The organism is Mycolicibacterium arabiense, assembly GCF_010731815.2.
Taxonomy (GTDB): domain Bacteria; phylum Actinomycetota; class Actinomycetes; order Mycobacteriales; family Mycobacteriaceae; genus Mycobacterium; species Mycobacterium arabiense.
In genome coordinates this window covers 5,139,575-5,164,293 of sequence record NZ_AP022593.1, presented here as the reverse complement: position 1 = coordinate 5,164,293, position 24,719 = coordinate 5,139,575, and the positions used below count along the sequence as shown (strand labels likewise).

Sequence of the window (24,719 nt, the reverse complement as noted above, 5' to 3'; positions counted from 1 at the left end):
GCGCACGGCCATGACGACCGAGTTCACCGCGACGCAGAAGCGGGCGCTGGCCATCGCGACCGTCCTCGCCGTCGGTTTCGGCGCGTACTTCCTCAGTTCGTACTCCATGGTCGTGGTCGTCGCTGCCGTCGCGGCCTACCTGTTCAACCCGCTGTTCGACTGGTTCGGCCGGCGGATGGGCCGAGGGCTGTCGGTGACGCTGACAGTGCTGTCGGCGCTGTTCGCGCTCATCATCCCGCTCAGCCTGCTGGTGTTGCTCGCCGTCGTGCAGATCAGCACCATGATCCGCAGCGTCTCGCAGTGGGTCGGGCGGACGGATCCCACCACGCTCGGCGAGAAGGCCCTGGCACTGGCCAACGACACCGTGCACCGGGTGCCGTTCCTCGCCGACGTCGAGATCACAGCGGACATGGTCCGCGAGCGGCTCGCGACCGTCGCGCAGCATGCCGGTGAGTCCGCCCTGACCTTCCTGCAGGGCGCGGTGGGCGGGCTGGCGGGCGGACTGACCGCAGCCGTCCTGTTCATCTACGTGTTCGTCTCGCTGCTGACCAACCGCGAGCGCGTTCAGCTGTTGATCCGCAAGCTGAACCCGCTCGGCGAGGAGGTCACCGACCTCTACCTGGAGAAGATGGGCGCCATGGTGCGAGGCGCGGTGTTTGGCCAGTTCGTGATCGCGCTGGCACAGGGCCTCGCCGGCGCCGTGTCGATCTATCTGGCCGGATTCCACCAGGGGTTCTTCATCTTCGCGATCCTGCTGACGGCGATGTCGGTGATCCCGCTGGGCGGCGGCGTCATCAGCATCCCTTTCGGGATCGGCATGATGCTGTTCGGCAACGTCTGGGGCGGCGTCTTCGTCATCGTCTGGCACGTCATCGTGGTCACCAACATCGACAACGTGCTGCGCCCCATCCTGGTCCCCCGCCAGGCCCGGCTGGACTCGGCGCTCATGCTGCTCGCGGTGTTCGCGGGCATCGGCATGTTCGGCTTCCTGGGCATCGTCATCGGCCCGGTGCTGATGATCGTCATCGTCACGACCATCAGCGTCTACCTCGCCGTCTTCAAGGGCGTCCCGATCCTCGAAGACGACGACGACGAACCCGAGAAGCCGAGCAGGCTGCGCGCGCTGATCCTGCGGGCGCGGGCGCGGCTGGGCGCCGATCGCAGCGCGGAGCGGTTGAAGGCCAAGCAGGCCTCGGTCGCGTCGGAACCCTAGGGTCGCGTCGCTCGGGTCGCGGCGCTGGGGTCGCGGCGCTGGGGTCGCGGCCTGCACACCTCGCGACGTCTACACCAGCGTCGTGGATCGGGTGCCCACCACGACGCTGGTGTAGTTCTCGCGAGTTGCCCTAGGTCGCGGCGAGCCGCTCGGTCAGGAACGCGACGACCCGCTTGCGCGCCTCGTACGCCGGGTGACCATCGACCTCGCGAACCTGATCGGTCAGCACCGAGTGGGCCATGCGGCCGAGGCCGTCGGAATTGCCCTTGCCGGAATCGATCTCGATGACCTCGAATGCGTCGCCGAGGCGCGCCTTGAGTGTCGTGAACCGCTCACCCGGGGACAACGGGTCCTCGCTGAACCGAAGCCCAAGCGCGCAGAGACCCTCGTCGGCGGCGCGGCGCTCGATGACCTTCAGCTCGGCCTCCGAGAGCCCGGGATCGCGACGCTGCCGCGGCGTGAGTGGCAACGGCAGCGACGGCTGGCTCATCACCGGGGCGAGCACGCTGTCGTCGACCGCGGCGGCGAGGGCGAAGCCGCCGGTGAAGCACTGGCCGATGACGCCGACGCCCTTGCCCGGCGTCGAGGCGTTCAGGTCACGGGCCAGCGCCCGCAGGTAGTGCGCGACCGGCCGGTCGGCATTGGTCGCGAAGGCCGCGAACTCCTTGGTGATGCAGCCCTTGAGCAGCACGGGCACCGCACCCGGTCCGAGCGCGGGCGCGCCGGGTGTGCCGAACAGCGACGGCGCGGCGACGGTGAACCCGTTGTCGACGAGGTGATCGCCCAGCGCGAGCACGCCGGGATGCAGCCCAGGCATCTCGGGGATCAGGACGACGCCCGGTCCCTCACCCTTGCGGTAGACGTCGTGGGTCTGGCCCGCTGCGGTGAACGGGGTTGCCACCCATCCGGTGAGATCCGATTCGGGTGACGTCATCGCATGCTCCTAGCGGAAGGGCAGTGGCGGCTGGGTCTGCGTCGCCTCGGCCAGCGTACGGTACTCGGCGGTACCCGCGGCGCCGGTCAGCGCAAGTCGAACCGGACCGGTCGGGCCGGGAAGCGTCGTCGTCCACACCGGGCGGACGTCCTCGGAGCCCTCGTAGACGATCCAGTTCACGCCTGCGACGTCCTGGGTTCCGGTCGGCACCACGCTGGTCTCGATCGACTGGACCAGCTTCTCCTCGTCGGCGTTGCTCTGCGTCAGGCTGATGAACATCCCGGTCGGCGCCAGGTAGCCCACCCGCGAGGTCAGCGCGCGGACGACCTTGCCGTCGGGTTCGGTGCGGCCACCTTCGATGCTCGCGCGCCCGCCCGAGTTGGCCTGCCACCCCTGCGGCAGATCGGGCAGCCGGATCGGGATGCGCAGCGCGTCGGCGTCGGCTTGCAGCGCGGCCGGGGCGTCGTACGGCGGCGGAGCGCCCTCGCCGGGACCGTTGGGCGCGAACGAACACATGCCGAGCAGACCCGCCAGCACGATGCAGCCGACGATCAGCGGCATCATCGACCAGAACATGTCCCGGCCGTCCTGGCGCAGCCGCGACTTGGCCGGTTTCGGGCCGGGTGGCTGCGCGGGCTGGCTGATCGGCGGGACGGTCACATTTACCAGTATCCCAGCTCCCAAAGTGGGAACGGCTAATGGGACAATCTGGCGCATGACGCCTTCGGCATCGGCCTCGCGCCGGGAAGCACCCGACCGCAACCTCGCCCTCGAACTGGTCCGAGTCACGGAGGCGGGCGCCATGGCCGCCGGCCGCTGGGTCGGGCGCGGCGACAAGGAGGGTGGCGACGGCGCGGCCGTCGACGCGATGCGCGAGTTGGTGAACTCGGTGTCGATGCGCGGCGTCGTGGTCATCGGCGAGGGCGAGAAGGACAACGCCCCAATGCTCTACAACGGCGAAGAGGTTGGCAACGGCGACGGGCCGGACTGCGACTTCGCGGTCGACCCGGTCGACGGCACCACTCTGATGAGCAAGGGCATGCCGAACGCGATCTCGGTTCTCGCGGTGGCCGAGCGCGGAGCGATGTTCGACCCGTCGGCGGTGTTCTACATGAACAAGATCGCCGTCGGCCCGGACGCCGTCGACGTCATCGACATCACCGCGCCGATCGGCGAGAACATCCGCAAGGTGGCCAAGGCGAAGAACTCCAGCGTCGCCGACCTCACCGTGTGCGTGCTGGACCGCCCGCGCCACGCGCAGCTGATCGCCGACGTCCGCGACGCGGGTGCCCGCATCCGGCTCATCTCCGACGGTGACGTCGCGGGCGCGATCTCGGCCTGTCGGCCCAACTCCGGCACCGACCTGCTCGCAGGCATCGGCGGCACCCCCGAGGGCATCATCACCGCGGCCGCGATCCGCTGCATGGGCGGCGCCATCCAGGCCGTCCTCGCGCCGACCGACGACGCGGAACGCCAGAAGGCCATCGACGCCGGCCACGACCTGGACCGCGTGCTGCACACCGAGGACCTGGTGTCGGGTGAGAACGTCTTCTTCTCCGCCACCGGCGTCACCGACGGCGACCTGCTCCAGGGCGTCCGCTACTCCGGCGGTGGCTGCACCACGCAGTCGATCGTCATGCGTTCCAAGTCCGGCACCGTGCGGATGATCGAGGCCTACCACCGCCTCGCCAAGCTCAACGAGTACTCCGCGGTCGACTTCACGGGCGACAAGTCCGCCGCATACCCCTTGCCTTGATCCGACATTCACTTCCGATACAGAACAGGGAACACATGACTGCCGACAGCGCTGTCAAAGCAGACGACACCGAGTACCGCATCGAGCACGACACGATGGGCGAGGTCCGCGTGCCCAAGGACGCGCTCTGGCGGGCGCAGACCCAGCGTGCGGTCGAGAACTTCCCGATCTCGTTCCGCGGCCTCGAGCGCACCCAGATCCGTGCGCTCGGCCTGCTCAAGGGTGCGTGCGCGCAGGTGAACAAGGACCTCGGCCTGCTCGATCCGGAGAAGGCCGACGCCATCGTCGCCGCAGCGGCTGAGATCGCCGACGGGCTGCACGACGACCAGTTCCCGATCGACGTGTTCCAGACCGGCTCGGGCACCAGCTCGAACATGAACGCCAACGAGGTCATCGCCTCGATCGCGGCACGCAACGGCGTGACGGTGCACCCGAACGACCACGTCAACATGTCGCAGTCGTCGAACGACACCTTCCCCACCGCCACGCACATCGCGGCCACCGAAGCCGCTGTGCGCCATCTGATTCCCGCACTCGAGGTGCTGCACGAGTCGCTGGCGGGCAAGGCGCGTCAGTGGCGGACCGTCGTGAAGTCGGGCCGCACCCACCTGATGGACGCCGTCCCGGTGACTCTCGGCCAGGAGTTCGGCGGCTACGCCCGCCAGATCGAGGCGGGCATCGAGCGGGTCAAGGCGACCCTGCCGCGGCTCGGTGAACTCGCCATCGGCGGCACCGCGGTCGGCACCGGCCTCAACGCTCCCGACGAGTTCGGCGCCAAGGTCGTCGAGGTCCTGGTGGAGCAGACCGGTATCGGCGAACTGCGCACGGCCAAGGACTCGTTCGAGGCGCAGGCCGCCCGTGACGGACTGGTCGAGGCATCCGGTGCGCTCAAGACCATCGCCGCGTCGCTGACCAAGATCGCCAACGACGTGCGCTGGATGGGCTCCGGCCCGCTGACCGGTCTGGGCGAGCTGCAGCTCCCCGACCTGCAGCCGGGTAGCTCGATCATGCCGGGCAAGGTCAATCCCGTTCTGCCCGAGGCGGTTACGCAGGTCGCCGCGCAGGTCATCGGCAACGACGCAGCCGTCACCGTCGGCGGCCTCTCGGGCGCGTTCGAGCTGAACGTCTACATCCCGATGATGGCCCGCAACGTACTGGAGTCGTTCACGCTGCTGGCCAACGTGTCCCGCCTGTTCGCGACCAAGTGCATCGACGGGCTGATCGCCAACGAGGACCGGCTGCGCGAGCTGGCCGAGTCGTCACCGTCGATCGTCACGCCGCTGAACTCGGCGATCGGCTACGAGGAGGCCGCGAAGGTCGCCAAGGAAGCACTCAAGGAGCGCAAGACGATTCGGCAGACGGTCATCGACCGCGGCCTGATCGGCGAAAAGCTCTCCGAGGAGGAACTCGACAAGCGCCTCGACGTGCTGGCCATGGCGAAGGTGAAGGACGGCGACTAGACGTTCTCGCGCGTGGCCGGGCTGTCAGTGGTGAACAACCACCTGATTCCCGGCCATGCGCTGAGGCTGTGCAGCACCAGGCTCAGCGTGACGGTCACGACGACCACCTGAACGATCAGCGACTGCTGCACCAGGTCACCCCGTTCCACGACCAGTAGACCCAGCACCAGGGTGCTGATGCCGCGCGGTCCGAACCACCCGATGAACAGGCGGTCGCGCATGGGCACGTCACTGCGCAGCAGCGCCACCGACACCGCGGCCACCCGGACGAGCAGCAGCGCGACGACCGCGAACAGGACCACGTGCCAACTGGCTTCGCGCCAGCCGACGATCACGGCGTATCCGCCGAAGAGCGCGAACACCAGGAGTTCGAGCAGTTGTGCGGCGGCGTCGGAGACGTGCATGTCGGGGTGGTGCCCCACCCGGCGGCTCGCGAAGGCGAACGCCAGTCCGCCCGCGAACGCCGCGACGAAGCCGCTGCCGTGCAGGTGCTCACCCACCTGGAAGCAGACCAGCGCGATGGCGACGGTGGCCAGCTGGGCCCACGTGTCACCCATCCAGTCGCGCCGCCGCGACTGGCCGATCACCCAGCCACCCGCGACTCCGACGGCGACACCGACCCCCGCGGAGACCAATTCGGTGCGGATCAGGAACCACCCCCAGTGTTCGGCCTGGGGGGCGGTGCGCTCGGACGCCAGCGCCAGCGCGGCCAGCAGTGCGGCCAGGGCGAAGCCGTCGTAGAAGCCGCTCTCGGTCGACAGCGCCTGGCGGATCCGCTCGGGGATGCGGCGGTCGGCGAGCAACGCGTGGATCAGCGCGACCTCGGTGGGCGCGACGATCGCGGCCAGGCACACGGCCTCCCACAGCGGCATCACGGGCAGCACCAGCACCGCGGTGATCACGCCGAGCGCGATGGCCAGCGGGATGCCGACTGCCAGCAGCCGGAACGTCACCTCGCGGCGGCGCAGCACTGCCGAAAGGTCCAGTTCGGCCGCTTGATTGAACAGGATCAGCGTCAACGCCAGCTGTGCGAGCACCGTGAACGTCGAGGTGTCCGGGCCGCCTTCGATCAGGTCGAAGCCGAACGGGCCCAATGCCATTCCGACGAGCACGAAGATCAGGGCGGGCGCCACGTACCAACGCTTCACCACGCCCGACACGACGGCGTAGCAGAGGACCAGCAGAGTCAGGACGAACGCGGTCTCGGTGGCCATGTCGATCGCAGGCGGCCGTCAGGCGCCGTTGTTGGGGCCGCCGGAGTTCTGGTTCGGAATGTCGGTGATGGGCAGGTTGGGCATCGGCGGCGGCGACGGCGTGTCCGGCAGGGCGGGCACGTCCGCCGGCGGCAAGTCGCGCAGGTCGTTGACCGGTGGCCCGTTCTCCCGGCTGCCATACGACGTGCCCGGCGCCAGCGGGCCGAGCATCTGGCTGACCGTGACGACGTGATAGCCGTTGGCCCGCAGCACCGGAAGAAACTGGTAGACCAGGTCGACCGTCGAGGAGTAGGTGTCGTGGAACAGCACGACGGAGTTCGGCCTGATCTGGCTCATCAGCAGCGCGCGGGTGGCGTCGGTGTTGGCGTCGTTGGCCCAGTCGAACGGAATGACGTCCCAGTTGACGTCGGCGAGACCCTGCCTGCCTGCCTCGGCGAGCACCCGGTCGTCGACGAGTCCGCCGGCAGTGCGCACCAGCGTGGGGCGTCGGCCGGTCGCCGCCTCGATCGCGTCGTCGGCGCGCGAGAACTGGGCCGGGATCTCTTCAGGCGGAATGGTCGTCATGTTCGGGTGTTCCCAGGTGTGGCTGCCGATCTCCATGCCCGCGTCGGCGATGCGCTTGGCCCCCGCCGGGTTGGCCGCGACCTTGTTGCCGATCAGGAAGAACGTCGCGTGGGCATTGTCGTCGTTCAGCACCTGGAGCAGGCGGTCGGTGTACGGGCTCGGTCCGTCGTCGAACGTCAGCGCCACGCACTTGACCTGGCGGCAGTCCACGACGTCGGCCTTGGCCACCCGGACGTGGCCGGTGAAGCCGCCCACGACCACGATCGCCACGCCCGCGCAGACCCCGGCCACCATGCGCAGATACGACCAGGCGTCGGAGCGAGGCTCGTCCGAGCGACCATCGAATGGAGTGTCGGGCCGCGTGCGCACGGGTGGCAGCCTACCGGCCGTCGTTGAGATAGCGCCCAAGGTGGGAAAGTGCGAGTTGCACGCGCCGTGAGCGCTATCTCAACGCGGTCGTCACGGCAGGGCGCCGGGGCTGATCTCCTCCAGCATCTCGGTGACCAGTGCCGCGATCGGCGAGCGCTCGCTGCGCAGGAGCGTGATGTGCGCGAACAGCGGGTGACCCTTGAGCTTCTCGATCACCGCTGCGACGCCGTCGTGCCTGCCGACGCGCAGGTTGTCGCGCTGGGCCACGTCGTGGGTGAGCACCACCCGCGAACCGGTGCCGAGGCGCGAGAGCACGGTCAGCAGGACGTTGCGTTCCAGCGACTGTGCCTCGTCGACGATCACGAACGAGTCGTGCAGCGACCGTCCCCGGATGTGGGTCAGCGGAAGGACTTCGAGCATCCCGCGGGACTGCACCTCTTCGAGCACCGCAGGGCTGGCGAGCCCTTCCAGGGTGTCGAAGACGGCCTGGGCCCAGGGGCCCATCTTCTCGCTCTCGCTGCCGGGCAGGTAGCCCAGTTCCTGGCCGCCGACGGCGTAGAGCGGCCGGAACACGACGACCTTGCGCTGGGTGCGACGCTCGAGCACGGCCTCCAGACCGGCGCACAGGGCCAGCGCCGACTTGCCGGTGCCCGCCTTGCCGCCGAGTGAGACGATGCCGACCGACTCGTCGAGCAGCAAGTCGAGGGCGACGCGCTGTTCGGCCGACCTTCCCCGGAGGCCGAACACCTCCCTGTCGCCTCGCACCAGCTGTACGCGCTTTTCGGCGTTGACCCTGCCGAGCGCGTGGGAGTTTCCGCCGAGCAGCCGAACACCGGTGTGGCAGGGCAGGTTTCGCGCCTCTTCGAGGTCGATCTCCCCCTCGGCGAACAGGGTTGCGACGTCCTCGCCCGCGACGTCCACCTCGGCCATCCCGGTCCAGCCCGACGTGATGACGTCCTGGGCGTGGTACTCGTCGGCGGGCAGGCCCACCGCGCCGGCCTTGACCCGCAGCGGGATGTCCTTGCTGATCAGCGTGACCTGCTTGCCCTCCGCGGCGAGGTTGGCCGCGCAGGTCAGGATCCGCGCATCGTTGGTGTCGGTGCGGAAGCCGGCGGGCAAGACCCGGGGATCGCTGTGGTTCAACTCGACCTGCAGTGTCCCGCCTTGCGTGCCAACGGGTATCGGCAGATCCAGCCGGCCATGCTCGAGCCGGAGGTCGTCGAACATCCGCAATGCCTCGCGGGCGAACCACCCCAGTTCGTGGTGGTGTCGTTTGGCCTCCAGTTCGCTGATGACCACCAGGGGAACGATGACTTCGTGCTCGGCGAACCTCGTGCATGCCCATGGATCGGACAGCAGCACGGAGGTGTCGAGCACATAGGTCCTCTTCGAGGTCCCGACGACGCAATCAGTCACGTGGCGCTCCTAGGACCGTGCAGCCCCGCACGTCCATGTCGGTGGACACCGCGGTACTAGGACCGGGGCCGGTCCCGTTCTCGTCGAAACGACGGGTACCGCCCGGACAGCAGAGCATGTCGCTAGCCATCCCTTGCGACGCTACTCCCGCCGTGGCGACCCCGCTCTACGGCACGCCGTGACCGGAACGTGACTACTGCGTTACGAATTCCCGAAGTGCGGGCTCGTCCGCGAGACCCCACGCGGTGATGCGATCGGCCTTGGCCGCACGCAGCGCGTCGGCGTCGAAGATCCCGACCTCGGCGACGTGGGCGACCTTGTCCTGGTAGGCGTCGATGTCGCCGCCGACGGCCTGCAGCTCGGCTGCGCGCGCTGCGATCGCGGCCACCGTCTCCTCGCGCTTGGTGGTCAGGCAGTGCGCCACCAGGTTCGAGAAGAACTCCTCGTGGCGTTCCTCGTCCTTGGCGATGCGCCCCATCAGGTCCTTGAGCACCGGCTCGGAGATCTGCGCCTCGAGGTTGCGGCAGAACACGGCGTGCTCGCGCTCGAAGAACGCCATGAACACCAGCGTCTCGATCTGGCTGTAGGTGTCGGCGCGGTAGCCCTTCATCACGTGCTGGACACGCACGTCCTCGTTGGCCGACGGGTCGATCTCGCGGGTGACCACCAGGTAGTTGCGCAGCGCGACGGCGTGCAGGTGCTCTTCGGCGGTCCACCGACCGAGGAAGCGTCCCCACTGCTCGTCGAGGATGAAGTGCTCGACGAGTTCGCGGTGGTACCCGGCGAGGTTGTCCTTGGTGATCAGCAGGATCTCGAGTGCGTCGGTGACGTGCTTGGGCAGCGTGACGTCCGACGGCTCCCAGTCCCGGCCGCCGAGGAACGCGAAGTTCTCGCCCTGGTCCCACGGGACGAAGTCGTGGGCGAACCAGAGTTCCTCGGTGGCGAGGTGGCGCTTCATGTTCTCGGCGACGACGGGTTCGAGCTCCAGCGTCAGCGCGTTAGCAACCGGTTTCTGTGCCATGAAAGTAACTGTAACCCGAATTCACACGTTCTCTGAAATCGGGTCCGGCGTGTCACACCGCCACCCCTGACCAGCGCAGGGCTAGAGCGTCAGACCCGGGTACAGGGGGTTGGCGTTCAGCAGTTCGGCCGACGCCGCACGCACCCGCGCGGCGGTTCCGTCGGCCAGCGCGTACTTCGCCTTCGACGGACCGTTCGGGCCAGCGGCGACCTCGGTGTTCTTCAACACCTCGACGACGAGGTCGGCGACCCGGTCGAAGTCGTCGGCCCCGAACCCGCGCGACGTCAGCGCAGGCGTACCGAAGCGGATGCCGCTGGAGTACCAGGCGCCGTTGGGGTCGTTCGGGATCGAGTTGCGGTTGGTGACGATGCCGGCGTCGAGCAGCGCCGACTCGGCCTGGCGGCCGGTCAACCCGAACGACGTCACGTCGAGCAGCACGATGTGGTTGTCGGTGCCGCCGGTCACGAGCCGCGCGCCGCGCTTGAGGAAGCCATCGGCGAGGGACTTGGCGTTGTCGGCGACGTTCTGGGCGTAATCGCGGAACGCGGGCTGACGCGCCTCGGCCAGCGCCACGGCCTTGGCCGCCATCACGTGCGCCATCGGGCCGCCGAGCACCATCGGGCAGCCCTTGTCGACGGCCGCCGAGTACTCCTCGGTGGCCAGGACCAGGCCGCCGCGCGGACCGCGCAGCGACTTGTGCGTCGTGGTCGTCGTGACGTGGGCGTGCGGCACCGGATCCTCGTCGCCGGTGAAGACCTTGCCCGCCACCAGCCCGGCGAAGTGCGCCATGTCGACCATGAAGGTGGCGCCCACCTCGTCGGCGATCTCGCGCATCTTCGCGAAGTTCACCCGGCGCGGGTAGGCCGAGTAACCCGCCACCAGGACCAGCGGCTTGAACTCGCGAACGGCCGCGGCGACCGCGGAGTAGTCGAGCAGACCGGTTTCCGGGTCGGTGCCGTAGCTGCGCTGGTAGAACATCTTGCCGGAGATGTTGGGCCGGAAACCGTGGGTGAGGTGGCCGCCCGCGTCCAGGGACATGCCCATCAGCCGCTGGTTGCCCAGCTTGGCGCGCAGCGCCTCCCAGTCGGCCTCGGTGAGGTCGTTGACGTTCTTGGCACCGAGTTCGGCCAGACCGGGCGCCTCGATGCGGGTCTGCAGAATGGCCCAGAACGCCACCAGGTTGGCGTCGATCCCGGAGTGCGGCTGCGCGTAGGCGTATGGCGCGCCGAACAATTCGCGGGCGTGCTCGGCGGCCAGCGCCTCTACGGTGTCGACGTTCTGGCATGCCGCGTAGAAGCGGTGGCCGACGGTGCCCTCGGCGTACTTGTCCGAGAACCAGGTGCCCATCGTCAGCAGCACGGCCGGCGACGCGTAGTTCTCGCTGGCGATCAGCTTGAGCGAATCGCGCTGATCGGCCAGTTCCTGACGGGTCGCGGCGGCGATCCGCGGCTCCACCTGCTCGATGACCTCCAGGGCCGATCGGTAGGCGGCGCTCGCGGTCACGGCGTACTCGGCGCCAAGGCCGGACTGGGTCGCGCTTGCAGAGGTCACGGAGGTCCCAGAGTCCAGGGTCATGCCTGCCAGCCTAATCCCCAGCCGGGCGCCGTAGAGATCAGCCTGGACGCGCTGGGCGGTCGACTGACACCTGCCCCCGCGTTCGCGAGATCTACCCCACGGTCGCCGCGGGGCGACTCGCGACGACGCTGGTGTAGATCTCGCGGCGACGACGGCCGTCAGGCCGCGCGCAGACTCGACGGGATCAGCGGCTCGTCGAGCAATCGGCCGAAGCGCACCGCGAGCGGCTCGTCCTCCGGGCGCGCGTCGAGCCAGCCGCGCAGCAGGCGATACCCCTCCACGTAGGTGCTGGTGTAGGCGCGCCACAGCGGCGATGCGAGGAACCGGATCGACTGCCTGGCCCGCTCCTCGCTGGTGAGCAACCAGCGCTGCAGGAAGGCCACGACCTCGTCGACGTCGCGGTGTTCGTCGTGCAGCATCAGCGCCGCATCCTGCCGGACGTCGGCCAGGGCCGCGGACGCCTCGGAGATCGCCTCGGCGCGTGCGCCGTCGAAGCGCAGCCCCAGGTCGGCGTATATCTCGGTGGCCCAGGATCCCCAGTCCGGTCCGACCGCGGCGTGCAGCGCGAGGTCGGCCAGGCCCTCGGCCATCAGGCACTGCGGCGTGTTCACCAGGAAGATCGTCTGCTCGACCTGCCCGTCGCGGGCGACCAGGCCGGCTTCCTTGCGGCAGTGCTCGGTGTGGTGCCCGGGGTAGGACTCGTGGGCGACGAGGCGCGGCAGGTTCGACATCTGCTGCTTGAGGTCGGCGTTCACCGCGACGGTCGACCGGTAGTCGCCCTCGTAGTAGTTGAACCCCGACCACGGCTTGTCGGTGACCACCTCGTAGTTGATGGTCTCGCGCTCCGGCAGCGGGAACTGCGCGCGGACGCGGTCGCGCAGCGCGCTGGAGAACGCGTGAATGCACTCCTCGAGCCGGGCGGGCGGGATCTCCTCCGACGTCCGGTGGGCCTGCATGCGGTCGGCCAGCGGGCCGGTGCCGCCGATCGCCTCGTCGAGCTTGCGGTGCGCGTCGCGGTAGCGGTCGGTGTCGCCCTTGGCGATGTCGACGTCGAAGTAGGCGCGCACCTCGTCGACGAAGCCGACCTCCTCCCCCGCGAACTTGCGGCCCGCGCACTCCAGGGCGATCAGGTGGGCCGAGAGGTAGTCGCGGCGTTCGGCTTCGAGGCCCTCGACGTGCGGCAGCTCGGTCAGCAGTCGACGTGCCTCGCGGGCGAGTGCGGCGGGGTCGGGGGCGGGTTCGTCGGCCACCTGGGCGCGCAGTGTCGGGTCGCCGGTGAAGGAGTCGACGTAGCCCTCCTCGATCCGGTCGAACCTCAGGCCCAGCTTCAGGTAGTCGTTGATGGCGGTGGTGGCGTCCATGCCGTCAACGGTAGGTGCAAGACTGGGCGAGCGGAGCGACGGGGAATGTGGTCCCGGGGGCGAGCTGAGCGACGGGGAGTGTGGAGGGCGCATGGCGCGGACCAGCGAGCCGAGTCCATATGTCGAGTTCGACAGGACCCAGTGGCGCGCACTACGCATGTCGACCCCCTTGAAGCTCACCGAGGACGAACTGGTGGGCCTGCGCGGTCTCGGTGAGCAGGTCGATCTGCTCGAGGTCGAAGAGGTCTATCTGCCGCTGGCGCGGTTGATCCACCTCCAGGTCGCCGCGAGGCAGCGCCTGTACTCCTCGACGTCGGAGTTCCTCGGCGAGCCGCAGCAGAACCCGGACCGCCCCGTGCCGTTCGTGATCGGCGTCGCAGGCAGCGTCGCGGTCGGCAAGTCCACCACCGCGCGCGTGCTGCAGGCCCTGCTGGCGCGCTGGGAGCACCACCCCCGCGTCGACCTCGTCACCACCGACGGATTCCTGTACCCGAACGACGAGCTACTGCGCCGAAACCTGATGCATCGCAAAGGGTTCCCGGAGAGCTACGACCGCAGGGCGCTGATGCGCTTCGTGACGGCGGTCAAGTCCGGCGCCGACCAGGTGTCCGCACCGGTCTACTCGCACCTGCTCTACGACATCGTGCCCGGCGAGCAGCTGGTGACCCGGCACCCGGACATCCTCATCCTCGAGGGTCTCAACGTGTTGCAGACCGGGCCTGCGCTCATGGTCTCGGATCTGTTCGACTTCTCGGTCTACGTCGACGCCCGCATCGAGGACATCGAGAACTGGTACGTGTCGCGCTTTCTCGCGATGCGGGCCGGCGCGTTCGCCGACCCGCAGTCGCACTTCCATCACTACTCGACGCTGACCGACGAGCAGGCGATCTTCGCGGCCCGCGACATCTGGCAGTCGATCAACCGGCCCAACCTGATCGACAACATCCTGCCGACCAGGCCACGGGCCACGTTGGTGCTGCGCAAAGATCACGACCACTCGATCAACCGGCTGCGCCTGCGCAAGCTGTGATTCGTGGAACATTTCCCGCGCCCAGCGCAGGAAATGTTCCACGAATCGCTAGCGCAGCCGGCGCAGGCCCAAGTACTGCAGGTCGGCCATCGCGAGGGTGAAGACGCCGCTGGCGAGGGTCAGCACGACGCCGGTCGTGGTGAGCGGCATGACGTCGGCAAGCACCAGCGCCACGGCCGCAACGGTGAAGACGACGTTGCCGATGGCGATCAGGACGCCCCAGGTGCGAACCGTGCGCATCCGCGACAGGGCGAACACGGCCACGCCGTAGACGACGAAGAAGGCGCTCAGCGAGTACTCGAATGCGGCGGTGGTGCCGGACCACTCGGCGATCCTGGGTGCCAGTGCCAGTCCGGCGACGCCGATCACGCCGGAGGCGATGGCGTCCAGACGCAGTGCGAACCGCAGCAGCGAGTCCTTGGCGGTGGTGGTGGCGGGGTGAGAAGTGGTGGCGGTCATGTGCGTATCCCTTCGGTCGGTACTGCGGTGGGTGATGGGTGTTGGGTGGACGGGTGAAACCGGCGCGGGGTCCGCGAGCCCTAACCTCTTGGGGCGGCACGGGCCCCGCGCCGGTGCGGAAGGAGTCACGCCAGACGGCGCACTCCGAGGTATTGGCAGTAGGCGAAGCCGAGACCGACGGCGACGGTGGCCACGACCATCGCGACGCCGGCGCCGGTGAGCGGCAGGACGTCCGAGACGACCACCGCCACGGCAGCCACCGCGAACACCAGGTTGGCGGCCACGACTCCGATGCCGACGCCACGCACGCTGGGCATGGCCGCGAGGACGTAGAGCGCGGCGCCGTAGAGCACCAGCGCCGCGCCGGCGATCCACTCCGACGTCGCGGTCAGACCGGACAACCGGGACAGCGGATCGGCGGCCATCGCGACGAACAGGCCGGCGCCTGCGCAGAGCGTGGCGTCGGCGCGCATCGCGAACCGGAGCAGGGAATCCGAGCTGTCGGACAGGGGTCGGGTGGTTATGGCGGTCATGGCGTCTCCTCGTCGTTGAGGTCGCCGTTCGGTGGTCCGAGCGACACCACGAACATTGCTCGAAGACCGCTGCCAGATCGATGCGCGATGCTGCCAAACACTGCCAACTGCAGGTCAAGGCCGCTTTCAGCCGACGGTGACGCGCTTGCCGCGGAGGTCGGCGGCGATGACGCGGGCTGCCGCGTTCTGCCAGTTGTGCAGCGACCGCTGCGGGACCTCGGCGACGAACCAGTGCCACGCCTGCCGCGCGATCGGGTCGAGGCCCGCGGCCGTCGCGTTCTGCGCATAGGCGCGCACGCCGACCACGTAGGGGAAGTACAGCGAGTTGTAGTGCCGCCACTGTTCGGTGGTGCCGAAGTCGCCGCCATCGCGGGGCTTGAGCGCGGCGATCCGGTCGGCGAGCAGCGCCCGCAGTTCGTTGGCCCGTTCCAGCGGTTGATCCGGGGCGCCGCGCAGGTCCAGCCGCCGGTCGATCTCGGGCAGGGCGGTCAACGGGCTGGCGACGAGCTTCGACAGGTCGCCGTAGTGTCCGAGCGCGCGACGGGTCAGCCGCACGAACGTCTCGTCGTCGACGTCGTCGAGCGGATCGTCGGAGCGACGCGGCAGCGCGGCCTCGGTGCGACGCAGGGCATCCCGGTCCGCGCGCAGGTCCGGCGAGCTGGAGAACGCCACCCGGTCGAGTACGACGGCCAAGGGGTCGGCGAGCACGTTGATCGTGATCGCGACGCCGAGGCTGGTGAACAGCAGCACCGTCAGCGCGGTGTGCTGACCGGTCACCGCGAGCCCGACGAGGGCCTGCCCGCCGAACAACGTGGCGACGACGGCCGTGCCCACGAACGACCGCCGCATGTCGGCGCGCAGCGCCTGCCCCTCGTCGAAGGCGTCCCACGCCGCGACGGCGACGCCGAGCAACAGCACGTCGAACCCGGTGGACGCCAGCGCCAGCCAGCTTGGGACCAGCCCCAGCGGGATGACCAGGATCGCGTTGCCGAGCGCGAAGAACAGCGTCGCGACCACCACGACGCCGGTGACCGAGCGGGGCCGCCGCCCACCGGTGAGGGCACGCACCAGCGCGCCGAGCGTGGCGAGCGAGATGACGCCAAACATCACCCAGTGCCCGAGGCGCAGCGGTCCCCCGACTCCGCCCGCGAGTGCGGCGCCGGTCAGCGCCAGCGCGGCGACGATCGCGACGGTGAGGATCTCGCCGATCCGGCTGCGCCAGGTGTCACCGGGTCGGGACAACTCCAGCAGCACGGCGAACCAGGCGATGCCGGGCACGACGACGAGGTAGCCCTCGATGCGGCCGAGCAGTTCGGCGTGCGCGGGGGTCGCGAGCCGGACGGCGTCGAGGGCCACCACGGCGGCGAAGCTGGTAAGGCCGACGGCGGCGAGCGCCAGGACGGGTTTGCGCGGGCCACGGGCCAGCAGGTACAGCCCGAGCCACCAGCTCAAGGCGAAGACCACTGCGGACATCGCAGCCACGTGCCTAGTCTCGCACGCGCGTTAGCGGCCGTAGCGGCGATGACGCATCGTGTAATCGCGCAGCGCGCGCAGGAAGTCGACGCGGCGGAACGCGGGCCAGTGCGCGTCGGTGAACCACATCTCCGAATACGCGCTCTGCCACAGCAGGAACCCGGACAGCCGCTGCTCGCCAGACGTGCGGATGACGAGATCGGGGTCGGGCTGACCCGAGGTGTAGAGGTTCTCCGAGATGGCGTCGACGGTGACGGCGTCGACCAAGCCCTCGCCGGTCACGCCGTTGGCCAGTTCCTTGCCGAGCAGCGCGCGCACGGCGTTCACGATCTCCTGGCGCCCGCCGTACCCGACGGCGACGTTGACGTGGAAGACGCCTTCGGCCGCGCTGCTGGTGGAGTCGACGGCGTCCCGTAGCCGCTTGGCGGGCTCACCGCCGAGCAGCTCGAGGTCGCCGACCGTGCGCACGCTCCACTTGTTGACCGGCGCACAGATCTGCTCGACGACGTCGGTGATGATGCCGATCAGCTCGGTGAGTTCGGCCGGATCGCGCTGCAGGTTCTCGGTCGACAGCAGGTACACCGTGGCCATCTCGACGCCGGTCTCCTGGCACCACCGCAGCATCTCGGCGATCTTGGCGGCACCCACGCGGTAGCCGTAACTGACGTCGTCGTGCCCGGCGTCGCGGGCCCAGCGGCGGTTCCCGTCGCACAGGACGGCGATGTGTCGCGGCAGGTCGTCGCTGGCGCGGGCCAACTCCTGGCGCAGCCGCAGCTCGTAGAGCCGGTAGGCCGGCTCCTTGAGACGCGGGGGAATGATCTCCACGGGGATCAAGACTACTGTGGCGTATCGAATCCCCACGCCGGTTGGGGCGGGTCGATCGGAGGTGACGTAGATGGAATCAGCACGGACCAACGCCACCGCCGAGGCCGCCGACGAGGCTCAGCAACCGCCACCGCGGGTGTACGCCGAGGATCTGCCCGAGGCCGTCGCCGACGGCGTCGCCCAGTTCATCGGGCGACCCCGCGCCCGCGGCTGGATCCACGTCTACTCCGCGATCGTCGCGACCATCGCCGGCGCCGCGCTGGTGTCGGTGTCGTGGTCGGCGGAGTCGACCACCGCGGGCATCGCAACCCTGATCTACACGTTGACGATCGTCGCGATGTTCGCCGTCAGCGGTACCTACCACCGGGTGACGTGGACGTCGCCGACCGCGCGCAAGTGGATGAAGCGCGCCGACCACTCGATGATCTTCGTCTTCATCGCGGGCAGCTACACGCCGTTCGCCCTCCTGGCCCTGCCCGCCGAGAAGGGCATGGTGCTGTTCTGGATCGTGTGGGGCGGCGCACTGGCCGGGGTGGCGCTGAAGATGCTGTGGCCGTCGGCGCCCGCCTGGGTCGGCGTTCCGCTGTACCTGCTGCTCGGCTGGGTGGCGGCGTGGTTCATCGGCCCGATCATGGACGGCGCCGGTGTCGCGGCCGTTGTGCTGCTGATCGTGGGCGGCGCGCTCTACAGCATCGGTGGCGTGCTCTACGGGCTGAAGTGGCCGAACCCCTGGCCGACGACGTTCGGGCACCACGAGTTCTTCCACGCGTGCACTGCCGTTGCGGCGATCTGCCACTACATCGCGATGTGGTTTGCCGTCTTCTAGCCGACCGCTACAGCTGCGTGACGTCGTCCTGGGACCAGTAGGCCTTCATCGACGTGATCTTCGCCTCGTCGTCGAACGTCATGACGCTGATGATCTCGATGCGCATGCCGCCGGACTCGCCGAACTTCACCGTCAACCGCCAGAAGAACGCCGCCTCGTGACCGAGCGCCCGCAACGTCACCATCTCGGCGTGGCACTGCGCGCCCGTGATGTTCGCGTAGAAGCCGTGGATGGCCTGCCTGCCGATGTGCACCTCGCCGCCGACCGGATCCTCGACGGTGGCGTCGCTGGCGTACAGGTTGGCGATGTCGTCGGTCGCACCCTTCTCGACCGCCTCGAGGTACCGGTGGACGGTCTGCGTGTTCAGCTCCGCGCTCGACATGAGCGGCACGCTACACGGCGGCGGTGAACGCCGCGGCGAGATCCCCGGCCGTGGTGACCGGTAGGTCGCAGGTCCGCCCGCGGCATACGTAGGCGGCGTCGCGCCCGCCCACCCTGTCGCGTCCGATCAGCAGTTCCGACGAGTCCACCGCACCGCCGACCACCACCGCGCCGCCGGGAGCGAGAGCCCGTGCAGCGCTGAGCAGCTCGGAGTCGGCGGGGTCGCATGCCACGGCGATCTGGATCGGCCCGCGCAGCTGCGCCTCGGCGACTGCGAGCCAGTGCCCACCCGAGCGCGGCGCCTTGGCCAGGATCGGCGTGGCGGCGCTCAACGATGCGGCCGCCGCGGCGGCGTAGCGGTCGGCCCGCGGGGCGGGTGCGAGGTGCGCGGCCAGTTGCAACCCCTCGGTGACCAGCGCGGCGCCCGACGGCGTCGCACCGTCGATCGGGTCGGCCGGTCGCACCAGCAGCGCCTCGGCGTCGTCGGCGGTGTCGAACCAGCGGCCCTCGGCGTCCGCGTCGGCGAAGTGCTCCAGCGCGGCGTCGAGGAGGTCGGTCGCGACCCCGAGCCAGTGCATGTCTGCAGTGACCTGATGCAGCGTCAGCAGACCGGTTGCCAGTGCGGCGTGATCCTCCAGGATCGCGGCGCTGTCCCCCACCCGACCGCCGAGGCTCGCGCGGCGCAGCCGCCCGTCGACGACGTGCAGGTCGACGATTTCGCGGGCACATGTCGTTGCAGCATCGAGGAATTCGGGCTCGCCGAGGGCGACGGACGCCTCGGTGAGCGCCGTGATCGCGAACCCGTTCCACGACGTGACCACCTTGTCGTCGCGCCCCGGTTGCGGTCGGCTCGCGCGCACCTCGGACAGCCGCGCGCGAACGCGGTCGAAGCGCTCGACGTCCTGCGGGTCGGCCGTCAGGCGCAGCACCGACGTCCCGTGCTCGAACGTGCCGGCGTCGGTCACGCCGAACACGTCGGCGGCCCACCGGCCGTCGTCGGGTCCGAGCGCCTCGTCCAGCTCGGTGGGCATCCACACGTACGTCAGGCCCTCGACGCCGTCGGTGTCGGCGTCCAGTGACGACGTGAACATCCCGCCGGCACCGAGGTCGTCGACGATGAACCGCGCGGTCTCCCGAGTCATTCTGCGCGCGAACGGGTCTGCGGTCCGGCGCGCCCAGTGCGCGTAGGCCCGCAGCAGCAGCGCGTTGTCGTAGAGCATCTTCTCGAAGTGCGGCACCACCCACGACGGGTCGACGCTGTAGCGGGCGAACCCGCCTGCCAGTTGGTCGTACACACCCCCGCGGGCCATCGCGTGGAACGTCCGCTCGGCGGTGGCGAGCGACTCCGCCGCGCCGGTGCGTTCGTGGTGGCGCAGTAGGGCTTCGAGCAGTGCCGAGGGCGGGAACTTCGGTGCGCGACCGAAACCGCCGCGGGCGACGTCCTCGTCGCGCAGTACCGCTGCCACCGCGCCGTCGCAGAGGTCGGGCGTCAGCGTGGGCCCGCCCCCGGGCAGGCCGGCCGCCATCGATCGCAGCTCGCCCGCGATCTCGTCGGACGCCTGCTCGACCTCGGCTCGACGGGTGCGCCAGGTCTCGTCGACCGCGGCGAGCAGCTGGAGGAAACCATCCCTGGGGTAGTACGTGCCGCAGAAGAACGGCCGGCCGTCGGGGGTGAGGAAGCAGGTCATGGGCCAGCCGCCCTGGCCGCTCATCGCGACGGTGGCGTTCATGTAGACGGCGTCGAGGTCCGGGCGTTCCTCGCGGTCGACCTTGATGCAGACGAAACCGGCGTTCATCGCCGCGGCGACGTCGGCGTCGGCGAAGGACTCGTGCGCCATGACGTGGCACCAGTGGCAGGCCGCGTAGCCGATCGAGAGCAGGATCGGGACGTCGCGTGCGGCGGCCTCGGCCAACGCCTCGGCCGACCACTCGACCCAGTGCACCGGGTTGTCGGCGTGCTGGCGCAGGTACGGACTGGTGGCCGCACCCAGTTGGTTAGCTCCTGACGTCGGGCGCATCGGTCGTGCCGTCGTCGACCGCCTGATCGGGCTCGGGATGCTCGGGGTCGAACGACTCCGGCAGCCGTTTGAGGTGCCGGTTCATCGACCACACCAGCAGGAACGTGCCGATGAGCAGGATGACGACGATGACCAGCCCGAACGGGCTGGCCTTGCCGAAGTCCGGACCCGTCTCGCGAGGGGCTTCCTCCGCGAGCAGCCCGGCAATCATCAGCAGCGAGTCGGTCACGGCTCCACACCGGCGAACAGGTCGTCCTCGGGCAGCGTCACCGGCACACGCGAGCGGGCCAGCTCGTACTCCTCGGTGGGCCACAGCCGCTGCTGCCACTCCATCGGGGTGGTGAAGAAGAAGCTCTTGGGGTCGATCTGCGTCGCGTGGGCGAGCAGCGCCTGATCACGCACCTCGAAGTACTTCGAGCACTCGATCCGCGTGGTGACCCGACGCGACATCAGGTCGTCGTCGGACTTCCAGCTCTCCAGCCACTTGCCGAACGGTCCCTCTTGGCCGTGCTTGGTGAACTCGTCCTGGAGTACCTGCATGCGCTGACGGAGGAATCCGTGGTTGTAGTACAGCTTGCTCACGTTCCACGGCTCCCCGGCGTCCGGGAACAGCCGATAGTCGCCCGCGGCCTCGTACGCCGCGACGGAGACCTCGTGGCAGCGGATGTGATCGGGGTGCGGGTAGCCGCCGGTCTCGTCGTACGTGGTCATCACGTGCGGCTTGAACTCGCGGATCAGCTTGACCAGCGCGCCCGTCGACTCCTCGAGGGGCACCAGCGCGAAGCACCCCTCCGGCAGTGGGGGCAGTGGATCGCCCTCGGGCAGACCCGAATCGATGAACCCGAGCCACGCGTGCTCGACGCCGAGGATCTCCGCCGCGCGGGCCATCTCGTCGCGCCGGATCTCGTGGATGCGGCCATGCACCTCGGGGAGATCCATCGCCGGGTTCAGGATGTCGCCGCGTTCCCCACCGGTCAGCGACACGACCAGCACGCGGGCGCCTTCGTCGGCATACCGCGCCATCGTCGCGGCGCCCTTGCTGGACTCGTCGTCCGGGTGGGCGTGCACCGCCATCAATCGCAGTTCGCTCACTCGTTCCTACCTGCTCGCTTCGTTCGTCGGGTGTCGTCGGTGGTTCCAACAAATCCGGTAGCCCTATAGTTCCAGTCCTAGTCGACTGCTCTGAACCCAGACCCGTCTCGAGACCTCCGCAAGGGACAACCAACCTCTCATGATCGAGCGTCCCGCCGACCGCTACGGCCGTCAGCGGCTGTCCCGGCGAGGCCGGCGCCGCGTCGCGATCGGGATGACCCTCCTCATTGTCGCGCTCGGCGTGGTGATCGCGCTCATCGGCTTCCAGCGCCTCGGGTCGGCCGAGGTGAAGGGCGAACTGAGCGCCTACCGGATCATCGACGACCGGACCGTCGAGGTCACCGTCGGCGTGACCCGCGAGGATCCGTCCCAGCCGGTGGTCTGCATCGTGCGGGCCCGTTCGGTCGACGGCAGCGAGACCGGCAGGCGCGAGCTGCTGGTGCCGCCGTCGTCGCAGGTCACGGTGCAGGTCGACACGCTGGTGAAGACGACCAAGCCGCCCGCCGTCGGCGACGTCTACGGCTGCGGAGGCGACGTGCCCGCCTATCTCGTGGCTCCCTAGGAACGCCTCTTCGAAGCCGACGATGGAGGCTCTCCGGCAACGGATGGGCGAACGCTCGGCGGCGAAATCGTGAAAGCTCGTCGACCTCGCGGTGGTAGACTGGACCGATACACGGTTCCTGCACTGGGGCCGTGTATTGCTGCATTTGCGCACGGGGGAAGACCGACTGCGATCGCGGCGGCACACACGAACTCGACATACGGACAAGCGCGAGCGACGACGACAGGAGCGCGACGACATGACTGACACCCAGGTCACCTGGCTGACCCAGGAAGCCCACGATCGCCTGAAGGTGGAACTCGACCAGCTGATCGCCAATCGGCCCGTCATCGCCGCGGAGATCAACGACCGTCGCGAAGAGGGCGATCTGCGCGAGAACGGCGGCTACCACGCAGCCCGCGACGAGCAGGGCCAGCAGGAAGCCCGCATCCGTCAGCTGCAGGAGCTGCTGAACAACGCCAAGGTCGGCGAGGCGCCCAAGCAGTCGGGCGTCGCACTGCCCGGCTCGGTCGTCACCGTCTACTACGACGGCGACGAGTCCGACAAGGAGACCTTCCTGATCGCGACGCGCCAGGAAGGCGTCAGCGACGGCAAGCTCGAGGTCTACTCCCCCAACTCCCCGCTCGGTGGCGCGCTGATCGACGCCAAGGAGGGCGAGACCCGCGAGTACACCGTGCCCAACGGCAACATCGTCAAGGTGACGCTGGTCGAGGCGAAGCCCTACCACTCCTAGGGCGGGTCGGGTCTCACGCCTCGGCGCCGTCGCGGTTAGACCGCGGGCGGGGCGCTGATCTACGGTCCCTTGCGTGGCGCAGATCGCGGAGGACCTCTTCCTGCTCCTGCTCGACAATGCGGCCGCTCGACCCGCGCTGGAGCGTGACCGTCGCGAACGGCTGCTCGCAGGCGCGGTGCTGCTCGACCTCGCGCACGCCTGCCGCATCCGGCCCGCCGCTCCCGGCGACGCCGTGGAGTCCGGCCGGCTGGTGGCGCTCGCGGGCGGCGCCCCATTGGATCACGTCACCGGACCGGCATTCGAGCTGCTGACGCGAAAGCCGTTGCGGCCGAAGGTCGCTCTGGCGAAGTTGGGCGGGCCGAGCCAGGATCGGGTGGTGGCTCAACTCGAGCAGCAGGGCCAGATCCGCCGGGTTCAGCTGACGCCGAAGCGCTCCGCCGAGCAGTACGCCTGGCCGCTGCTCGACCGCCACCGGGTCGGCGCTGCCCGCGCGGCACTGCTATCCGCGTTGTTCGACCGCACGCCGCCCACACCGGCCACCGCTGCGATCGTCACGCTGTTGCACGCCGCCGACGGACTCGGCGCGCTGCTCAGCTTGAACGACCGTGGCTGGCGGTGGGTGCACACCAGGGCGAGCGAAATCTCCAGCGGCAGTTGGGTCGACGAGTCCGCGACCGCGCTGCCCGAGGTCAACCTCGCCGTCACCGCGTCCGCGGTGCGCTCAGCGCTGCTGTAGCGCCTGCTCGAGGTCGCCGATCAGATCGGCGACGTCCTCGATGCCGACCGACAGTCGGACCAGGTCGTCGGGCACCTCGAGCTGCGAGCCCGCCGTCGAGGCGTGGGTCATGGCACCGGGATGCTCGATGAGCGACTCCACGCCGCCCAGGGACTCGGCGAGGATGAAGATCTCGGTCCGCGCACACAGCTGGTGCGCGGCATCGCGCCCGCCCTTGAGACGCACCGACACCATGCCGCCGAAACCGGACATCTGCCGTGCGGCGACGTCGTGGTTGGGGTGGCTGGGCAGACCCGGGTAGAGGACGGACTCGACGGCCTGGTGCTGCTGCAGGAACTCCGCGACCTGGGCACCGTTCTCGCTGTGCCGCTGCATCCGCAGTGGCAGCGTCTTCAGACCCCGCATGGTGAGGTAGGCGTCGAACGGGCTGGGCACGCCGCCCGCTCCGTTCTGCAGGAAGCCGAACGCGGCGTCGAGTTCCTCGTCGCTCGTGACCAGCGCACCACCGACGACGTCGGAGTGCCCGCCGATGTACTTGGTGGTGGAGTGCAGCACGACGTCGGCACCCAGCGACAGCGGCTGCTGCAACGCGGGCGAGGCAAAGGTGTTGTCCACCAACACCTTGATGCCCGACGCCGACGCCAGCTGCGAGATCCCGGCGATGTCGGCGATGGTGAGGATCGGGTTGGTCGGCGTCTCGACCCAGATCAGCTTGGTCTTCGGCGTGATGGCCTCGCGCACCGCGTCGAGGTCGGCCTGCACCGCGGGCGTGTACTCGATGCCCCACTGGGTGAACACCTTGTCGATGAGCCGGAAGGTGCCGCCGTAGGCGTCGTTGGGGATGACGACGTGGTCACCCGGGCGCAGCATCGCCCGCAGCGCGCAGTCGGTGGCGGCCATGCCGGAGCTGAACGCACGGCCGTAGTCACCGCCTTCGACCGCGGCGAGCGAGGACTCCAGGGCCGAGCGGGTGGGGTTGCCGGTGCGCGCGTACTCGAAGCCGCCGCGCAGGCCGCCCACCCCGTCCTGGGCGAAGGTGGAGCTGGCATAGATCGGCGCATTGACCGCCCCGGTGACCGGGTCGGGCCGATAACCGGCGTGAATGGCCTTGGTGGCCGGACCGTAGGCCCGGTAGTGATCTGCTGCGCTACGCCTCTCGCTCATCCTC

General features: G+C 69.3%; 25 protein-coding genes. 8 read left to right on the top strand and 17 right to left on the bottom strand.

Features of this window, described 5'->3' with window-relative positions; translation table 11 throughout:
• Nucleotides 1–10 precede the first annotated feature (10 nt).
• Nucleotides 11–1,213 carry an AI-2E family transporter gene (locus G6N61_RS26580; RefSeq protein WP_163923422.1) on the top strand — a complete coding sequence of 401 codons (1,203 nt, stop codon included), beginning with the start codon at nt 11–13 and terminating at the stop codon, nt 1,211–1,213.
• A gap of 130 nt (nt 1,214–1,343) precedes the next feature.
• On the opposite strand, the gene G6N61_RS26575 is transcribed toward G6N61_RS26580, so the two are convergent.
• Together G6N61_RS26575 and G6N61_RS26570 are read right to left on the bottom strand one after the other, a co-directional pair.
• Nucleotides 1,344–2,147 (bottom strand): dienelactone hydrolase family protein, encoded by an 804-nt coding sequence (locus tag G6N61_RS26575; protein ID WP_163923419.1) that lies wholly within the window; start codon nt 2,145–2,147, stop codon nt 1,344–1,346.
• Nucleotides 2,148–2,156: 9 nt separating this feature from the next.
• Complete coding sequence (locus tag G6N61_RS26570; protein WP_235887316.1) at nt 2,157–2,807, bottom strand: DUF4245 domain-containing protein; 651 nt, start codon at nt 2,805–2,807, stop codon at nt 2,157–2,159.
• 55 nt (nt 2,808–2,862) lie between these two features.
• On the opposite strand from G6N61_RS26570, the gene glpX reads away from it, so the two are divergent.
• Nucleotides 2,863–3,903, top strand: coding sequence for a class II fructose-bisphosphatase (gene glpX, locus G6N61_RS26565; RefSeq protein WP_163923413.1), 1,041 nt, complete (start codon nt 2,863–2,865; stop codon nt 3,901–3,903).
• A 35-nt stretch (nt 3,904–3,938) separates the two neighbouring features.
• Nucleotides 3,939–5,363: a class II fumarate hydratase gene (locus G6N61_RS26560; protein ID WP_163923410.1), complete on the top strand. Its 1,425-nt coding sequence runs from the start codon at nt 3,939–3,941 to the stop codon at nt 5,361–5,363.
• On the opposite strand, the gene G6N61_RS26555 is transcribed toward G6N61_RS26560, so the two are convergent.
• The 6 genes from G6N61_RS26555 to G6N61_RS26530 form a co-directional block, all read right to left on the bottom strand.
• A complete protein-coding gene (locus tag G6N61_RS26555; RefSeq protein ID WP_163923407.1) occupies nt 5,360–6,577 on the bottom strand; it encodes a cation:proton antiporter domain-containing protein in 1,218 nt (405 codons plus the stop codon). The two genes, G6N61_RS26560 and G6N61_RS26555, sit on opposite strands and share 4 nt — an antisense overlap.
• 18 nt (nt 6,578–6,595) lie before the next feature.
• Nucleotides 6,596–7,435, bottom strand: a complete 840-nt coding sequence (locus G6N61_RS26550; RefSeq protein WP_163925125.1) for a polysaccharide deacetylase family protein — start codon at nt 7,433–7,435, stop codon at nt 6,596–6,598.
• 165 nt (nt 7,436–7,600) lie between these two features.
• Nucleotides 7,601–8,887, bottom strand: coding sequence for an RNA 5'-3' helicase PhoH2 (locus G6N61_RS26545; protein ID WP_163925124.1), 1,287 nt, complete (start codon nt 8,885–8,887; stop codon nt 7,601–7,603).
• Nucleotides 8,888–9,119: 232 nt separating this feature from the next.
• Complete coding sequence (locus G6N61_RS26540) at nt 9,120–9,947, bottom strand: acyl-ACP desaturase (RefSeq protein ID WP_163923404.1); 828 nt, start codon at nt 9,945–9,947, stop codon at nt 9,120–9,122.
• An 81-nt stretch (nt 9,948–10,028) separates the two neighbouring features.
• Nucleotides 10,029–11,522: a glycine hydroxymethyltransferase gene (locus tag G6N61_RS26535; RefSeq protein ID WP_163923401.1), complete on the bottom strand. Its 1,494-nt coding sequence runs from the start codon at nt 11,520–11,522 to the stop codon at nt 10,029–10,031.
• 158 nt (nt 11,523–11,680) lie between these two features.
• Nucleotides 11,681–12,883 (bottom strand): DUF885 domain-containing protein, encoded by a 1,203-nt coding sequence (locus G6N61_RS26530; protein ID WP_163923398.1) that lies wholly within the window; start codon nt 12,881–12,883, stop codon nt 11,681–11,683.
• A gap of 91 nt (nt 12,884–12,974) precedes the next feature.
• On the opposite strand from G6N61_RS26530, the gene coaA reads away from it, so the two are divergent.
• Complete coding sequence (gene coaA / locus G6N61_RS26525; RefSeq protein ID WP_163923395.1) at nt 12,975–13,913, top strand: type I pantothenate kinase; 939 nt, start codon at nt 12,975–12,977, stop codon at nt 13,911–13,913.
• 48 nt (nt 13,914–13,961) lie between these two features.
• Here coaA and G6N61_RS26520 read toward each other — a convergent pair whose 3' ends face one another.
• The 4 genes from G6N61_RS26520 to G6N61_RS26505 all read right to left on the bottom strand — a co-directional run bounded on the left by G6N61_RS26520 (nt 13,962) and on the right by G6N61_RS26505 (nt 17,203).
• Entirely contained in the window at nt 13,962–14,372 is a 411-nt protein-coding gene (locus G6N61_RS26520) for a hypothetical protein (protein WP_163923392.1), read from the bottom strand.
• A gap of 125 nt (nt 14,373–14,497) precedes the next feature.
• Nucleotides 14,498–14,905 carry a hypothetical protein gene (locus G6N61_RS26515; protein ID WP_163923389.1) on the bottom strand — a complete coding sequence of 136 codons (408 nt, stop codon included), beginning with the start codon at nt 14,903–14,905 and terminating at the stop codon, nt 14,498–14,500.
• Nucleotides 14,906–15,031: 126 nt separating this feature from the next.
• Nucleotides 15,032–16,387 carry a phosphatidylglycerol lysyltransferase domain-containing protein gene (locus tag G6N61_RS26510; RefSeq protein ID WP_163923386.1) on the bottom strand — a complete coding sequence of 452 codons (1,356 nt, stop codon included), beginning with the start codon at nt 16,385–16,387 and terminating at the stop codon, nt 15,032–15,034.
• A gap of 21 nt (nt 16,388–16,408) precedes the next feature.
• Complete coding sequence (locus G6N61_RS26505; RefSeq protein ID WP_163923381.1) at nt 16,409–17,203, bottom strand: (2Z,6E)-farnesyl diphosphate synthase; 795 nt, start codon at nt 17,201–17,203, stop codon at nt 16,409–16,411.
• A 70-nt stretch (nt 17,204–17,273) separates the two neighbouring features.
• On the opposite strand from G6N61_RS26505, the gene trhA reads away from it, so the two are divergent.
• Nucleotides 17,274–18,029, top strand: coding sequence for a PAQR family membrane homeostasis protein TrhA (gene trhA / locus G6N61_RS26500; RefSeq protein WP_163923378.1), 756 nt, complete (start codon nt 17,274–17,276; stop codon nt 18,027–18,029).
• A gap of 7 nt (nt 18,030–18,036) precedes the next feature.
• On the opposite strand, the gene G6N61_RS26495 is transcribed toward trhA, so the two are convergent.
• The 4 genes from G6N61_RS26495 to mca are packed head-to-tail and all read right to left on the bottom strand — an operon-like array spanning nt 18,037 to nt 21,520.
• Nucleotides 18,037–18,411: a nuclear transport factor 2 family protein gene (locus tag G6N61_RS26495; protein ID WP_163923375.1), complete on the bottom strand. Its 375-nt coding sequence runs from the start codon at nt 18,409–18,411 to the stop codon at nt 18,037–18,039.
• 10 nt (nt 18,412–18,421) lie between these two features.
• Nucleotides 18,422–20,428, bottom strand: coding sequence for a thioredoxin domain-containing protein (locus G6N61_RS26490; RefSeq protein WP_163923372.1), 2,007 nt, complete (start codon nt 20,426–20,428; stop codon nt 18,422–18,424).
• Complete coding sequence (locus G6N61_RS26485) at nt 20,406–20,639, bottom strand: hypothetical protein (protein WP_276078194.1); 234 nt, start codon at nt 20,637–20,639, stop codon at nt 20,406–20,408. The genes G6N61_RS26490 and G6N61_RS26485 overlap by 23 nt, the downstream gene beginning before the upstream one ends.
• Before the next feature lie 14 nt (nt 20,640–20,653).
• Nucleotides 20,654–21,520, bottom strand: coding sequence for a mycothiol conjugate amidase Mca (mca, locus tag G6N61_RS26480; protein ID WP_163923366.1), 867 nt, complete (start codon nt 21,518–21,520; stop codon nt 20,654–20,656).
• Nucleotides 21,521–21,659: 139 nt separating this feature from the next.
• Between mca and G6N61_RS26475 the strand changes: the two genes are divergently transcribed.
• From G6N61_RS26475 to G6N61_RS26465, 3 genes are all read left to right on the top strand, one after another.
• Nucleotides 21,660–22,082, top strand: a complete 423-nt coding sequence (locus tag G6N61_RS26475) for a DUF4307 domain-containing protein (protein WP_163923363.1) — start codon at nt 21,660–21,662, stop codon at nt 22,080–22,082.
• A gap of 238 nt (nt 22,083–22,320) precedes the next feature.
• Nucleotides 22,321–22,815, top strand: coding sequence for a transcription elongation factor GreA (greA, locus tag G6N61_RS26470; RefSeq protein ID WP_163923360.1), 495 nt, complete (start codon nt 22,321–22,323; stop codon nt 22,813–22,815).
• A gap of 73 nt (nt 22,816–22,888) precedes the next feature.
• Nucleotides 22,889–23,551 carry a GOLPH3/VPS74 family protein gene (locus G6N61_RS26465; protein WP_163923357.1) on the top strand — a complete coding sequence of 221 codons (663 nt, stop codon included), beginning with the start codon at nt 22,889–22,891 and terminating at the stop codon, nt 23,549–23,551.
• On the opposite strand, the gene G6N61_RS26460 is transcribed toward G6N61_RS26465, so the two are convergent.
• Nucleotides 23,537–24,715: a cystathionine gamma-synthase gene (locus G6N61_RS26460; protein WP_163923354.1), complete on the bottom strand. Its 1,179-nt coding sequence runs from the start codon at nt 24,713–24,715 to the stop codon at nt 23,537–23,539. The two genes, G6N61_RS26465 and G6N61_RS26460, sit on opposite strands and share 15 nt — an antisense overlap.
• Between the last annotated feature and the right edge of the window lie 4 nt (nt 24,716–24,719).

Coding starts and splice junctions, on each gene's coding strand:
- G6N61_RS26550 (WP_163925125.1), bottom strand. CDS start 7,435: ATGGTGGCCGGGGTCTGCGCGGGCGTGGCGATCGTGGTCGTGGGCGGC.
- glpX (WP_163923413.1), top strand. CDS start 2,863: ATGACGCCTTCGGCATCGGCCTCGCGCCGGGAAGCACCCGACCGCAAC.
- G6N61_RS26495 (WP_163923375.1), bottom strand. CDS start 18,411: ATGTCGAGCGCGGAGCTGAACACGCAGACCGTCCACCGGTACCTCGAG.
- G6N61_RS26475 (WP_163923363.1), top strand. CDS start 21,660: ATGATCGAGCGTCCCGCCGACCGCTACGGCCGTCAGCGGCTGTCCCGG.
- G6N61_RS26460 (WP_163923354.1), bottom strand. CDS start 24,715: ATGAGCGAGAGGCGTAGCGCAGCAGATCACTACCGGGCCTACGGTCCG.
- G6N61_RS26575 (WP_163923419.1), bottom strand. CDS start 2,147: ATGACGTCACCCGAATCGGATCTCACCGGATGGGTGGCAACCCCGTTC.
- G6N61_RS26490 (WP_163923372.1), bottom strand. CDS start 20,428: ATGCGCCCGACGTCAGGAGCTAACCAACTGGGTGCGGCCACCAGTCCG.
- G6N61_RS26580 (WP_163923422.1), top strand. CDS start 11: ATGACGACCGAGTTCACCGCGACGCAGAAGCGGGCGCTGGCCATCGCG.
- G6N61_RS26560 (WP_163923410.1), top strand. CDS start 3,939: ATGACTGCCGACAGCGCTGTCAAAGCAGACGACACCGAGTACCGCATC.
- trhA (WP_163923378.1), top strand. CDS start 17,274: ATGGAATCAGCACGGACCAACGCCACCGCCGAGGCCGCCGACGAGGCT.
- G6N61_RS26520 (WP_163923392.1), bottom strand. CDS start 14,372: ATGACCGCCACCACTTCTCACCCCGCCACCACCACCGCCAAGGACTCG.
- G6N61_RS26540 (WP_163923404.1), bottom strand. CDS start 9,947: ATGGCACAGAAACCGGTTGCTAACGCGCTGACGCTGGAGCTCGAACCC.
- coaA (WP_163923395.1), top strand. CDS start 12,975: ATGGCGCGGACCAGCGAGCCGAGTCCATATGTCGAGTTCGACAGGACC.
- G6N61_RS26555 (WP_163923407.1), bottom strand. CDS start 6,577: ATGGCCACCGAGACCGCGTTCGTCCTGACTCTGCTGGTCCTCTGCTAC.
- G6N61_RS26530 (WP_163923398.1), bottom strand. CDS start 12,883: ATGGACGCCACCACCGCCATCAACGACTACCTGAAGCTGGGCCTGAGG.
- G6N61_RS26515 (WP_163923389.1), bottom strand. CDS start 14,905: ATGACCGCCATAACCACCCGACCCCTGTCCGACAGCTCGGATTCCCTG.
- G6N61_RS26535 (WP_163923401.1), bottom strand. CDS start 11,522: ATGACCCTGGACTCTGGGACCTCCGTGACCTCTGCAAGCGCGACCCAG.
- G6N61_RS26485 (WP_276078194.1), bottom strand. CDS start 20,639: ATGATTGCCGGGCTGCTCGCGGAGGAAGCCCCTCGCGAGACGGGTCCG.
- greA (WP_163923360.1), top strand. CDS start 22,321: ATGACTGACACCCAGGTCACCTGGCTGACCCAGGAAGCCCACGATCGC.